8 protein-coding genes are annotated in these 13,106 nt (G+C 69.6%); 3 read left to right on the top strand and 5 right to left on the bottom strand.

Features of this window, described 5'->3' with window-relative positions; translation table 11 throughout:
* Positions 1-4 precede the first annotated feature (4 nt).
* From D7W81_RS04170 to D7W81_RS42935, 4 genes are all read right to left on the bottom strand, one after another.
* Complete coding sequence (locus D7W81_RS04170; protein WP_120554002.1) at positions 5-1,174, bottom strand: hypothetical protein; 1,170 nt, start codon at positions 1,172-1,174, stop codon at positions 5-7.
* Positions 1,175-1,470: 296 nt separating this feature from the next.
* Positions 1,471-2,445, bottom strand: coding sequence for a hypothetical protein (locus D7W81_RS04175; protein WP_208721160.1), 975 nt, complete (start codon positions 2,443-2,445; stop codon positions 1,471-1,473).
* A gap of 181 nt (positions 2,446-2,626) precedes the next feature.
* Entirely contained in the window at positions 2,627-4,474 is a 1,848-nt protein-coding gene (locus D7W81_RS04180) for a M48 family metallopeptidase (protein ID WP_120554003.1), read from the bottom strand.
* A gap of 165 nt (positions 4,475-4,639) precedes the next feature.
* Positions 4,640-5,623: a hypothetical protein gene (locus tag D7W81_RS42935; RefSeq protein ID WP_208721155.1), complete on the bottom strand. Its 984-nt coding sequence runs from the start codon at positions 5,621-5,623 to the stop codon at positions 4,640-4,642.
* A gap of 325 nt (positions 5,624-5,948) precedes the next feature.
* On the opposite strand from D7W81_RS42935, the gene D7W81_RS04190 reads away from it, so the two are divergent.
* The 3 genes from D7W81_RS04190 to D7W81_RS04200 all read left to right on the top strand — a co-directional run bounded on the left by D7W81_RS04190 (position 5,949) and on the right by D7W81_RS04200 (position 11,859).
* On the top strand, positions 5,949-8,885 hold the full coding sequence (locus D7W81_RS04190) for a cellulase family glycosylhydrolase (protein WP_158621421.1): 2,937 nt from the start codon (positions 5,949-5,951) through the stop codon (positions 8,883-8,885).
* A gap of 188 nt (positions 8,886-9,073) precedes the next feature.
* The gene (locus tag D7W81_RS04195) at positions 9,074-11,500 is read left to right on the top strand and encodes an FG-GAP repeat domain-containing protein (protein WP_120554005.1); all 2,427 of its coding nucleotides are present in this window, start codon (positions 9,074-9,076) and stop codon (positions 11,498-11,500) included.
* Between the two features lie 20 nt (positions 11,501-11,520).
* The gene (locus tag D7W81_RS04200; RefSeq protein ID WP_120554006.1) at positions 11,521-11,859 is read left to right on the top strand and encodes a hypothetical protein; all 339 of its coding nucleotides are present in this window, start codon (positions 11,521-11,523) and stop codon (positions 11,857-11,859) included.
* 23 nt (positions 11,860-11,882) lie between these two features.
* Here the strand turns inward: D7W81_RS04200 and D7W81_RS04205 are convergent, their stop codons facing one another.
* Entirely contained in the window at positions 11,883-12,980 is a 1,098-nt protein-coding gene (locus D7W81_RS04205; RefSeq protein ID WP_208721158.1) for a hypothetical protein, read from the bottom strand.
* Between the last annotated feature and the right edge of the window lie 126 nt (positions 12,981-13,106).

Raw genomic sequence — 13,106 nt, forward strand, 5'->3', positions numbered from 1 at the left:
CGCGTCAGGACGTGTGGAAGGCCTTGGCGAAGAGCTTCTCGATGCCCGACTTCTCCGGCTCGATGGCGATGGAGGGTGCCGGCGCGCCCATGGCACCGGCGAGGGCGGGACGCAGACCCGACGCGATGCCCGGCTTCATGTGGTGGCGCAGGTCCACCGCCACGTCGGACTTCACGTGGGTGCCCAGACCCAGGGCGGTGTTCACGTCCGCGGAGTGCTTGAGGAAGCCATTCTCCAGGCCGAACTTGCCGCCCGCCTGGGCTGACGCGCCCGCCACCGCGCCCGCGGTGACCGAGCCGTGCACCCGGCCCACGTGCCCGCCCGCCGTGCCGTACACCCCCGCCGTGGCGCCCGCGCCCACCTGCCCGGAGACCATCGCCGTGGCCGCCTTCGGGTCCAGCGTCGCCACACCCTCGGCGTACGCGTTGGCGGAGGCCTTCGCCTCACCCTTCACGTAGCCGCCCACGTGCCGGTTGAAGTCGTGGTTCGCGCTCGCCGTGACGCCCACGCCCGTCTCCGCCTTGGCCGTCAGCGCGGCGGTGTAGGCGTGCGAGTTCGTGTCGGCCGACACACCGGCCTGGGCCTGCGCCTTGAAGCTGTTGGCCTCGCCGGTGAGCTGCGCGCTCGACACGCCGTAGCGGCCCGCGTGCGTCTTCTGCATCTCGAAGGCGGCGCTGGGGCCCTGGACCTCGGCCTGGGCCGAGTAGTGGTGCACGCCACCACCGCTGTGGCTCGTGGTGGAGGCCTGCGCCGAACCCACGTTGCCGCTCAGCCGGCCACCGCCGAAGGTGTCCCTCTCGAAGGGACGGCCCGGCTTGTCGAGGAGCATGTTCTGCTTCGCGCCCGCGGGCGCCGTGAGCTTGTTGTCACCGCCGCTCACCGACACGTCCGAGCCCACGCCCGTGGTGCGCTCCCAGGGGGTGTAGGAGGGCGCCCCTTCCGGCGCGCCCGCGTGCTTCACCGGCTTGGGCTCCACGGCCGCCGGCGTCACCGTCGGCTTCGTGGCCGTCGCGGCGGGCAGCGTCGCGGTGGGCTTCGTGGTCGTCGCGGCGGGCATCGTGGGCTTCGAGGCGGGGAGCGTCGACGCGCGCGCGGGCGGCTTGGGCTGGGACACCGTGGAGGCCGGCAGGGTGGAGGAGCGGCGCAGGGACGAACCGACGGGGCGAACAGGCATGGGAGGCTCTCGGGGGCGGCGAAGGGGACTGTGCAGCGATGTCCCCTTCCATTGCATCCGACATGCCGTCCCCATGTGGAACGGTGTGGCCAAAGCCCGCCTGTGGTTTCAAGCAGTTGGCGGGAGGGGCCTCCTGGGAGCGGTGAGCGGACTGGTGACCGCGGTCACCAGCGCGGGTGACAGCTGTCATCGCCCCCTGCCGCGCGCCAGGGAGGACGGGATGAAAACGAAAACGGCCTGCCCCTTCCGCGTGGAAGGGACAGGCCGTTCGTGAGCCATCAGCCATTTTCCCTGGCTCAGAACAGGTTGGCGATGTCCTTCACCGGCTGCGGCGCGGCCTCGGTGTTCCCCAGCGCGCCCATGTAGGCGCCGAAGAGCATGCCGGCCGGGTTGGCGCGTCCCGTCGTGATGGACCCGATGACGCCCTCCGCGACGCCCTTCAGGGTGTTGACGTAGCCGGTCGCGGCGCCCTCGAGGACGCCCTTGAAGCCGCCCTCCGAGTTGCCAATGCCCGTCAGGACGTTGCTGACTCCCGGGATGAACCACAGGGCCTTGCCCGCCTCGCCCGCGGCCCACTGGAAGTTGTCCTTGTTGCTGCCGTCCGCCTTCACGTGGGTGTCCTTCGTGGTGGGCAGCTGGTGCTCGCCCAGGAAGGAGTAGCCCTTCTCGGCGAAGTCCTTGAGCATGCCGGCCTCGGTGCCGTGCCGCGCATCCCCGTCCTTGGTGATGCCCTCGATGTTGCCGTCGCCCTGGCCGTCCTGGACCTTGTTCGAGCGGTCCCCGCCCGTGGAGGCCTTGGCGCTGTCGATGAACTCCAGCACCTTGGCCAGCCGGTAGACGCCGTCCGCGTTCTGCTTCGGGTCCTTCAGGTCGAGCTTGGGGTCGACGCCGGTCTGCTTGCACAGCTCGTTGAACTTGATGTCCTTCTGGCGGCCCAGGCTCTTGAGCACCGGGGTGTCGTCGACAATCTGCGCCGCGGAGCGGGTGTCCCCGGCCGGCCGCTTGTCGCTGGCGCTCGGCACGCCGGAGCTGGAGGCCTGCTCGACCGGAGCGGACGGCTGGAGCTCCGGGGGCGGCTGCCGCCGGTTGATGATGGCGGCGGGCTCGAACGAATCCATCATGCTGAAGCCCTGCGCGGGCCCGCCTCGGAGGCCCAGGGTCCGCGTGTCCTGAACGGGCCCCGCCGAGAGCTGCTGCTTCGGGGTGATGGGAGCGGACGGAGCAGCGTTCGGGCGCAGCATGGAAGACGAGAAGGCCGTGGGCTTGATCATGGGGATCACCTGGTTCGTGACAGCGTTGCGCTGTCTCATTGCAGCGCGCATGCCGCGCCAGGTGCTCACCACAACCCTTTGATTTCCCAGGGAAGGGATGACTTCGGAGGACCGGCGCCAGGGGCCCGGCTGGTGACCGCGGTCACCAGGAGGATGGCGCCAGTCACCACGCGGCTTCGACTCAGGCGGCCTGCGACTCCGAGCGGTGCGCCTTCATGAACCGGTGGCGTCCCAGGTAGTTCTCGAACGCCTGGAGCGCCGCGTCGGGCTCCTTCAGCTTGCTCAGGCAGAGCGCGCGCCGGCCCTTGAAGCGGCCCTCCCCGGTGACCTGCAGGTCCAGGTACTTCTTGAACATGCGGTCGGCGGTGGCGGCGGAAGCGACACGGTCGAATAGGACGGGCTGTTCCCACTCGGTGCAGCTCACCTGCGCGTAGTCCATCCGCACCTCGAAGCCGGCCTCCTTGCCCTCGAAGACGAGCGGCGGGAAGTGCTTCTCCACATGCTGCCGCTCCGCGTCCGTGGCCGGTTCGTAGCGGCAGGCGAGTGCCAGGTCATGGGCCTGGGCGAAGCGCTCCTCGTAGACGCCCCACAGGCGCGCCTCGATGGCCTCCGCGTCCACGATGGCCTCCACCCACGAGGACGTCACGGGCTCCAGGAGCGCCTGGGACATGTCCGCGGGCTTGAGGTGGACGCCCACGTTCTCCATGCGCGCGGCCAGGGGCGGATGGGAGTCGAAGGGATGGGGTGTCACGGCGCGCTGCAGGTCGTCGTGCACCGCCTCGGACCCAGCGTACTCGGAGAAGCCGTGCGCGACCCGCTGCGCGATGGCCACGGAGTGGTGCTGCTCATCCTGGGCGAAGAGCTTCGCCTCCACCCGGTCGCGGAAGCTCGCGTACGCGCCCACCTTCACCAGCGAACGCGCGATGTCCTGCCCCGAGGTGACACCCGCCGCCAGCCGGTCCGCCGCGAGCTCACTGGCGCGGCGGCTGCGGCCCAGGGACAGCTCGAACAGCCCGCGGTAGGCCGCCATGAAATAGAAGACTGGGCGCGTCACGCCCCCCTCGTACAGCGTCTGGAGGTAGTGGCCGAAGTGCCCGAGCATGGGCGCCAGCCGCTTGCTGTGCCCGGTGTCGCCCCCCAGCAGGTGTCCCATCTCGTGCGCCAGCACGGCCTCCGCCTCGGAGCGCTCCAGCAGGCGCAAGAGGGACAGGCTCACGAAGAGCGTGCGGCCAGCGAGGATGCGTCCGCCCACGCGCACTTCATGCTCGGTGACGAAGAAGTTGGTGTCGATGCCCGCGAGGATGTGGTCGGGCGGTGGCGTCTGGAGCCGCTCGCAGAGCCGGCGCACGCAAGCCCACAGCTCCGGAGCGCGCTCCTCGGAAAGCTCCTCCGCCTCCACATCGAAGTCCGTGGGCGGGCGGCGGAAGATGGCCGTCACCACCAGGAAGATGGCGATCGCCGCCAGGATGCCCATCATGCCGATGAGCTTCGGGTAGTAGCGCTCGGTCCAGAGCGCGGTCACCCAATAGGAGAGCCACACCAGCAGCACGCCCTGCCCCATCACCTGGAGCGCGCTGGAGATGCGGAGCGTGAGCCAGCCCACCACGAAGCTTCCGTACTGGAAGGGGCGCGAGATGAACGCGGCCAGGCCGCACAGGAGCGCGATCACCGTGGAGGCAATCCCGAGCGCCAGCAGCGCCCAGGAGGCCAGATGCGCCCACCCGAACTGCTTCACGTCCGAGCACGCGTCGCCCAGGCTGTTGCGGTAGCCCGCCAACTCCTCGCCGTCGCCCTGACAGGCCGCCGACGCGGGGACCGCCCGGTAGAAGGCGAGCGCCTCCTGACGGTCCGCGTCGCTCAACGTCGTGTCACGGCCGATCTCCTTCTCGACGACCTCGAGCACCTGCGCGTCGAAGCGGCCAGCGGCATGACCGGAGAACCAGAGGCCGAAGAGAGGGAGAGCAAAGAGCAACAGCGCGGGCAGCACGTAGCTCTGGACGAAACCAGGGGATTTCCGGGTGGAGGCCATGGGGATTGGTGAACCAGCATACCGCACCCACCGTCATGCCCCCTCCAGCTCGGTCGCGGGTGGACCCGCGGCGCTCGCGGCGCTCCTGCGCGACTTCGCCCGGTCCTGAGAAGCGCGGCACGGAGGGGTCAGGCCGCCGCCCAGGGACCCGCTCTCGCGGATCCATCAACGGCCGGGTTGGCGGGCCGGGTAGAAGCAAAGGCTCAGCAGCAGTGTCTCGTTCGCCCTGGCGGTGATCACGGCGCGGTCAATGGCCGTGCCGGTGAGGCGCAGCGTCTCAGCCACCTGCTGGCCGACCGTCATCGAAACCGCCCCCGCCGAGCCACCGCCGGACTCGAACGCCTCGAATTGCGCGGGCTGGGCCTCCGTCATGAGCGTCACCTCCACCGCGGCGCACGGCATGGGCAGGGTGATCTCGGTCATGTTCAGCACGTCGAGCCCCGTGAACGTGCCGCGGGACCGGACCTGCGTGCCCGGCGCGGGTGCACCGGCGAAGTCGTACACCGTGAAACCGACGCCCTGCTCCACCCGTGGGTTCGGGCCCGCGCCCACCGGGAACGCGCTGAAGTCGATGCACGTGTCCGGCGGCCGGCCCGCGCAGTCGCATACGAGCGCGCCCTCGAGCGTGCCGCGAACACCGCCCGAGCCGCCCTCATCCCGTGAGGGGTCGAAGCGCAACCGGTAGGCAGCGCGCACCTCGCAACCGATGAGCTTGGGATCCTCGGCGCGGACGATCGCGCCGAGCAGCATGCCCTCCATGACACCGCGCTCGTCGCAGCGCTGACACCCGGCGAAGGCTGGCTCGCGGTGGGTGCCGGCGTTCGTGATGCCCTGGAGCGTTCCCGTGGCAAGCACGCCTGCCTGGCCTCGCCAGCGGAACGTCCCCTCATGCACGCCGCGCCGCTCGCCGTCCTTGTACTTGTGCACAAGTTGCAGGGAGTTCAGCTGCCCGTCGAACAGCTTGCCCAGCGACGAATCGCACGCGTGGCCGGACACCCGGAGGTCGAGCTGATGGAGGGTCTCCAGCGTCACGCAGCGCAGCGGGCGGCACTTCTCGCGCACGGCCTCCACCGGCCGCAGCGAGCCCTCGAGGTCCTTGGAGAGTTCCGAAAGGCAGACGATGCGATCGACGAGTGGTGCGCGGCTCATGGCATCAACCTATGCGCGCGGGTGACGGAGATAACCCCTTGCATCAATGCCTCCCAAAGCCGCGCCAGCAACCAGCCCTGAGCCTCCCGCGCGCCGTCTGGATGAACAACCCGCGCCTCGGTGGGCCGCCCCCTGCATCCATGGCTGGCCGGCCGCGCTGAGCCTAAACGCGTCGGCCTCGCCCAGGGGATTGGACATGCACATCCTGGAGAAGTGCTGCTGAGAGGATTCACGAATGCACCCGACGCAAGGGTTCCAACGGCCGCGGCGGAGCGCGCTCCTCGACAGGCTGGCGGACCTTCCGAGGGAACAGGAGATCCGGACGATGAAACGACTAGGCGAGACTGACGTACAGAGCGAGGCCGCATCCGAGGGCAGCGGCGGTGCCGAGCCCCAGCAGTGCTGGACGGCGGACGGGGACCGCTTCTGGATCGCGCCCGAAGACCTCCTCGTCACGAGCGCGGAGGAGCGTGGAACAGGCGTCCTCACCTACGGCAAGGCCACCGGCTCGCAGGCGGGCTTCGCCGCGGCTTCGCTCCCGGTACCGCTGCTGAAGGGCGACGTGCTGCGCCTCCACGCCACCGGGGTGACTGACTGGAAGGCCGTGCTGCTCCGGCTGGGCGCCTACGTCCCCGCAGCCCCGCTTCCCGAGGTGATCACCTTCAACTACCCGACGGCCACCGCTTCGGGCTACACCCCGCTTGACGACGCCATCACGCGGAGGAGCAAGTCCCAGCTGAAGGCGTTCACCGACTGGCTGGAGGCCCACGGCCAACCGAAGGGCTACGTGGGCGAGGTGGGCTGGCCCAAGAACGACGACAAGTGGCACGCCCTGGCCGAAGCCTGGTACGCCGCCGCCGACGACGCCAACCTCCACGTCACCAACTGGAGTGTGGGCGACTGGTGGAGGGACGAAGACCCGTGGCAGCCCTACACCTTCGTCACGGGCGCCTGGACTTCAACCGGGAGCGCCCCGGTGGTGGAGGCCCACCCGACGACGGCGGACCGCTGGCGCGGCGTCAACCTCAACATCGCGGAGTTCGGTACCGGCGAAGTGCTGCCCAGCAACAGCGGCGCCTTCTCGAACGTCAACCCGGGGACCTACGGCCAGGACTACAAGTACCCCGACGAGGATGTCTACGCCTACCTCCATGGGCGCGGCGTGCGCGTGGGGCGTCTGGCCTTCCGCTGGGAGCGAATCCAGCCGGCCCTGCGCGGCCCGCTGGACGCCACCGAGCTGGGGCGCCTGACCGCGGCCGTGAGCGCGGCCAACGCCGCGGGGATGAAGCTCGTCCTGAACCTGCACAACTACGGGCGCTACTGGAGCGGGACGGACGCGAACACCCGCACGGAATGGGCCTTTGGCGACGGCCTCGCGGCCGCTGACCTGGCCGACGTGTGGAGCCGCCTCGCCTTGGCCTTCCAGGGCAACGCCGGGGTGCTGGGCTTTGGTCTGATGAACGAGCCCCACGACTTCGAGCAGGACGGCGCCTTGCTTTGGGAGCAGGTGAGCCAGGCCGCCGTCACCGCCATCCGCGACGCGGGCAGCGGGAAGCTCATCCTGGTCCCCGGCTACGACTGGTCCTCCGCCGCCGAGTGGCCCGAGCATCACACCCGCGGGAGTTGGATTGACGACCCGAGCGACAACTTCGCCTACGAGGCACACCACTACTGGGACAACACCCGCGAGGGCTCCTACGAGGAGAGCTACGCCGAGGAAGACATCCATGCCGAGCACCAATGCTACGGCCACCAGGTGGTTCCTCCTGTCTTGATGAGGATCATGCCGCTGGGTGACAGCCTGACCGGCGAGCCCCGAGCCTGGCGCGACCCTGCCTACACACAGCTGACGACGGCAGGGTTCAAGGGCGGCGACTGGATCTTCGTGGGCGCGGCATGCGACGCCTACACCGGCATGCCCAATGAGTACCACTACCACCAGGGCATGAGCGGCTGGACGATGCAGGGGGTCCTGGCCAAGGTGGATGACTGGCTGACCGGGTCACCGGCCGACCTCGTCGTGCTGCACATCGGGGCCAACAACATCTTCAGCTATCAGAGCCAAACCTCGGCCGAGCTCACCAGCGACTGGTTCGACCTGGTGGACAAGATCCTGGCGCACAGCAGCAACGTCAGGTTGCTGGCCTGCACCTGGGGGGCGGTCAGCTCACTGGTCAATCCGCCGAACGGCTTCGACCGGGCGGAGACCGTCGTCGAGGTGAACAACCTCATCAAGGCCCAGATCGTCGGTCACACGCACTACGGGACCCGGCTCCACCTCGTCGAGCACATCTACACAGCGGACGACACCCGTGACGGGGTGCATCTCAGCGACGAGGGCTACGTGAAGATGGCCAAGCCCATCACCACGAAGCTGATGGACCTCTACCCACCTGCCCCACCCGTGGGAGTGACCGACCTGATGGCGACGGCTCCTGCCGCCAGCCTGGTGACCCTCAACTGGTCCGACGCCGCGGGTGAGACGAGCTACACCCTCGAGCGCAGGCCGGCGGGCGCGGGCGCCTGGACGGAGATCGAGGCGGGCATCCCGGCCAACTCCACGAACGCCGATGACACGACGGTGGCCGCGATGACGGCCTACGAATACCGCCTGGTCTCGGTGAACGCCGGGGGCACCACCGCCTCGAACGTAGCGGCGGTGACCACACCGGCCGGGGTGGCGGGCCTGGCCTTCATCAAGGGCTCCCACGCGAACGGCTCAGGTGGCCCGGTCAGCATTGCCCGGCCCGCGGGGGCGGTGGCGGGGACGGAGCTGTACCTGGGCATCTTCCCGGGTGACAACTTCACGGCCCCGGCCCCAACCTCTCCTGACTGGACGCTCGTAGCCGACGCGACGGTGACGGGCGACTACGCGGGCTTCCTCTACCGGCGCGTAGCGCAGGCTGGCGACGGCGCCACCTACAGCTTCCCGCTGGCCGGGTGGTGGAACTGGCAGGCGGTGCTGGGAGCCGTGGCCGGAGGCGACGGGGTGGCCGACACCGCGTCAGGCACGAACCACTGGCAGGAGCAGACGGCCCCGTTGACGGTGACGGCTCCGCAGGACGGCCTCCTCCTGCACTTCGCCAGTGGCCACTTCGGCGCGGTGACCGACGACGGCGGGATGACGCCCAAGGTGACAGCCGACAACTGCGCGCTGCACAGCGAGGGCCCCGTGGCGGCAGGCGACTACACCCGGCGCCTGAGCGTGCAGAACGTCCAGCTCAACGCCTCGATGCTGCTGGCCTTGAAGCCGAAGCCCTGACGGAAAAACGCCCCCTGACGCCGAGGAAGAGAGGGGTCGCAATAAACGGAGGTCAGACCAGGCGGAGCACCCCGCTGGGGCTCCGCCTGGCGCGGCGCTCGCCGGGGTGTCAAATCCTCTCACGGTGCCAATGCCTATCTGAGTGACTGACCCGGCTGTCCCGCGAGAGACAGGGGAGGATCCAGACCATGGCAGGCGATATTCCACTTCACGAGCAGGTGCTCGTCGGCGAGCAGCCCTTCGAGAGTCCGGAGGCGCAGCCCGGCGCACGCGAGGGCCCCGCTCCAAGGACCGTCCACACCTACGGCAAGCGCGTCCACATCATCGGGAGCACCAGCCCCCGGGCGCTTCAGCTGCCCATGCCCGCGAGCGTCTACCCGAACGCCTCCGAGGTTCCCCGCGAGCTCACCGGCACACTCGACCGGGTGGAGTCACTCGGGCTGGCGGCCCTGCGGCTGCGTCAGTCTTCCGCGTACCAGACGGCCAAACAGCAGCGGCCCCGGCAGGGGCAGCCCTGGAACATGCGCGGGAATTGCACGGACGTGGCGCCCATCGACAGGCAGCGGACCGCGGAGGCCGCGGCGCTCAAGGCAGGAGCGCCGTGGAGCGCGTTCATGGCCGGCAGCGCCGCGGTGGGGCTCGTCATCGTGTCGGGCCCGACGCCGGAGTTGCAGTTCAGCAACGACGAACTCATCAAGGTGGTGGCCGAGGTCCAGAACGGGCTCTCCTGGTTCCCCACGGTGAGCCCCGCCGCGCAGCTGAGCTTCACCTATGACATCCAGCACGTGCGCATTCCCACGCCAGCGGACCCCAACGCGGCGGACCTGGAGGCGGCGTGGAGGGATCCCGCCATGGCCGCCCTGGGCTACTCGGCCTCCTTCGACGGCGTCATCCAGTACATCGAAGCCCTGCGGGTCCGCTTCGGGACGCGCTGGACGTACTGCGGCTTCTTCACCAAGTACCCGCTGTGGTGGTTCGCCTACGCCTCGCTGGGCGGGCCGCGGCTGGTGATGCAGTACGACAACGACGGCTGGGGCCCGGACAACATCGACAGGGTCTTCGCCCACGAGACGGGCCACATCTTCCGGGCCCCGGATGAATACGGCTCCTGCGGGTGCGGCGGCGCCTGGGGCCGGTATGGAGCGCCCAATGACAACTGCGAGGCCTGCGCGCCCGCGGGAGGCGTCGCGTGCCTGATGAAGGGCAACGCCTTCGAAATGTGCGACTACACGCCGCTGCACGTCGGCTTCCCCGCGCCATGGACGCTGATGCAGACGGACGCCTGCACCCGCCTGGGCAACCTGTCGGCTGCTGGCAGGAGCCAGGTGCTGCTGCGCACCCAGGCCGCGGGCGAGCAGCGCGCCGCGACACTGCGGCAGGTGACGGGAGGCGCCGGACTCGAGGTCGGCTGGTCGGCCATCCATTCGCTCCCCGGCTGGGAATGGCCCATGGAGGCGAGCGACGTGTGGCTGGCCCTGGGCGACATCTCCGGGGACGGCAAGCCGGAGGCGCTCATCCAGCGCCGGAGCGGACAGCCCGCCCTCGCGCTCGTGAGCTACGCGGAGGAGATCGGCGGCCCGTCTGTCAGCTGGCGGGTCCAGGGCGAGATTCCCGGCGGCTGGAGGATGAACACGAGCGACGTGTACCTCCCGCTGGGTGACATCGATGGGGACGGAAAGACGGAGGTGCTCGTGCGCAGCCAGTACGCGGGAGACTGCTTCCTGGGCCTGCTGCGCTACGACCCGGGCCAGGGAGGGCTGCGCGCCGTCTGGATTGTCCACACCACCCTCCCCGGTGGCTGGAAGATGAACCAGAGCGATGCCTGGCTGGCGGCCGGAGACCTCGACGGCAATGGCAGGACAGACCTCATCGTGCGCAGCCAGTACGACGGGGACCGCTACCTCGGCGTGGTGCGCTACGACCCGGCCACGCAGGGTCTCCGGGCGGCCTGGATCGTGAAGAACGAACTGCCCGGCGGCTGGAAGATGAACACCAGCGACGTGTACCTGTTCGCGGGGGACCTCGACGGCGACGGCAGGTCGGAGCTCATCGTGCGCAGCCAGTACGCGGGAGACCGCTACGTCGGCCTGCTGCGCGACGACCCTGGCACGCACGGCATCAAGGCGGACGGCATCCTCCAGAACACCCTCCCCGGCGGCTGGACGATGAACACGCGCGACGCCTGGCTGCTGGCCGGAGACCTCGACGCCAACGGCAGGACGGAGCTGGTGGTGCGCAACCAGGACACCGGGAACCGCTACCTCGGAGTGGTGCGCTACGACCCGGGCACGCGTCGCCTCAAGGCGGTTTGGATCGCCGAGAACACACTGCCCGGTGGCTGGAGGATGAACACCAGCGATGCATACCTGCTCGCGGGGGATGTCGACGGCAACGGCAGGACGGACCTCATCGTGCGCAGCCAGTACCCGGGAGACCGCTACCTGGGCGTGCTGCGCTACGACGCGGGTTCCGGCGGACTGCGGGCCGCGTGGATCATCCAGAACGTGATTCCCGGCTCCCTGGAGGCCGCGCCAGGGCAGCTCGCCCGGCCCGCCGCGCTCCACGTCCCGCCAGGGGTGGACACCCCGCAACCCCAGCCGAGGCCGCACGCCTAGCGGCATCCGGAGGACGTCCCATGGAGACGGGCGAGCGCGAAGTCCTGCTCATCCTCGCACCCGAAGGCGCGGAGGAGGCGCTCACCCGCCTCCGGGAGCACGTCCGCATCGAGCACGTCCTGCGTCCCCGGGTGGCGCTCGCGAAGGCGCCTGGGGGTGTGGACCTCCCTGCCCTCCAGCGCCTTCCCGGGGTGGCTGTCGCCGCGGGCCTGCCCCTGCCCGACGCGGTGTGGCCAGGGCTGACGCCCACCGAGCAACTCTTCATCCAGGGGTGGCTCCAGCGGCAGGCACCGAAGACGCGGACAGGAGAAGGCCTCCCGTGGGATGCGCCTGGATTCAAGCCGCCAGACAAGCCGTGAATCAGACCGTGGGGGTGGCGGAGCTACCCCTGCCCCAGGAGGCCATAGGGCTTCCATTCGAGGATCTTCAGGTCGAACCCGGCCTGGCGTTTCCCGGCGAGCCAGTCCTCCAGGGCACTCAGCGCGGCGGCCTCGTCATCGAAGCCGCGGCGCTCGCCCTCCCGGGTGATGAGCGTCGAGCCCTGCACGATCGCCGACGTGTATTCTGACTTCGGGCCGCTGTAGTTCGCGAGCTCCCGTTCGAGCGGACCGCGACCGGGAACCGTCGTCGTGACGCGGAGGAAGTCCCCTGTATAGCGGGCCTCCAGCCGCCGCATCTCGCGCGCCGCGGCGTCCGGCCCTTCGAAGGCGAACCGGAACGTCCGCATCGTCCCGTTGTTGTAGCCGCCATGGAGCTGGATGACGGCATCGAAGCGCTCGATCTCCAGGAAGAGGTCCCCCCGCCTGCGCCAGAAGGTGAGGCGCTCCGAGGCCCGCCTCCGCACGTCCAGGGCTGGCAGAGTCCCCTCCTCCAGGAACTTCTCCCCGTCGTAGATGGTCAGCGGCAGGCCGCCCGGGCGCAGCAGCCACACCTCGCCCGTCGCACGCTGCGCATAGACGACGTCCGTCGCCCGCGCATGGGCCGATGCCCGCGCCACGATGCCCTCGATATCCAGTCCCTCGAGTTCTTCCGGCGTGGGCGCGTCCGGCTCGCGGACCTGTCGCTCCTGAGACGTTGCCGTGAAGACCGGCTCATTGCGCCGGATGCGGTCAAAGAGGTCGTCGTGGTGGATCTCCTCGAGGTCGATGTTCCAGAGCTCGGGCACGAGGAAGGTGGAGGCCAGGGACGCGGCCTCGCCACCGGAGCGGCCGTTCTCCAGGTGATGCTCCGCGTGGATGTCGCCGTAGCACGCGACGTCGTGATCATTCTCGTCGAGGAAGCGCGTGGACAGGTCGCCCGCCACGACGAGACTCTCATCGTTGTAGACGCCCTGGATGACGTCCCGGACCACGAGGTCGCCCAGGACCAGGAAATTTCCCGACGTGCGCAAGCCCTGCGCGACACAGCGGCCGACGACCACGATGGTCGAATCCGGACCGCAGTCATCCAGCACGCCGTCCACCACCAGGTCGCCGAGCACTAGGGGCTGTCCCTGATTAACGCAGCCAGAGAAGCATGGACGCAACGTGCAAGACGGCGAGGTAGCAGGTCGCCGTCTTGTCGTAACGAGTGGCGGCGGCGCGAAAGCGCTTGAGGTCGTGGAAGA

This window comes from Corallococcus aberystwythensis (assembly GCF_003612165.1).
GTDB lineage: Bacteria > Myxococcota > Myxococcia > Myxococcales > Myxococcaceae > Corallococcus > Corallococcus aberystwythensis.

Excerpts from the sequence above, each read along its gene's own strand:
- D7W81_RS04180 (WP_120554003.1), bottom strand. The coding sequence starts at position 4,474 with ATGGCCTCCACCCGGAAATCCCCTGGTTTCGTCCAGAGCTACGTGCTG.
- D7W81_RS04170 (WP_120554002.1), bottom strand. The coding sequence starts at position 1,174 with ATGCCTGTTCGCCCCGTCGGTTCGTCCCTGCGCCGCTCCTCCACCCTG.
- D7W81_RS04175 (WP_208721160.1), bottom strand. The coding sequence starts at position 2,445 with ATGATCAAGCCCACGGCCTTCTCGTCTTCCATGCTGCGCCCGAACGCT.
- D7W81_RS42935 (WP_208721155.1), bottom strand. The coding sequence starts at position 5,623 with ATGAGCCGCGCACCACTCGTCGATCGCATCGTCTGCCTTTCGGAACTC.
- D7W81_RS04200 (WP_120554006.1), top strand. The coding sequence starts at position 11,521 with ATGGAGACGGGCGAGCGCGAAGTCCTGCTCATCCTCGCACCCGAAGGC.
- D7W81_RS04195 (WP_120554005.1), top strand. The coding sequence starts at position 9,074 with ATGGCAGGCGATATTCCACTTCACGAGCAGGTGCTCGTCGGCGAGCAG.
- D7W81_RS04190 (WP_158621421.1), top strand. The coding sequence starts at position 5,949 with ATGAAACGACTAGGCGAGACTGACGTACAGAGCGAGGCCGCATCCGAG.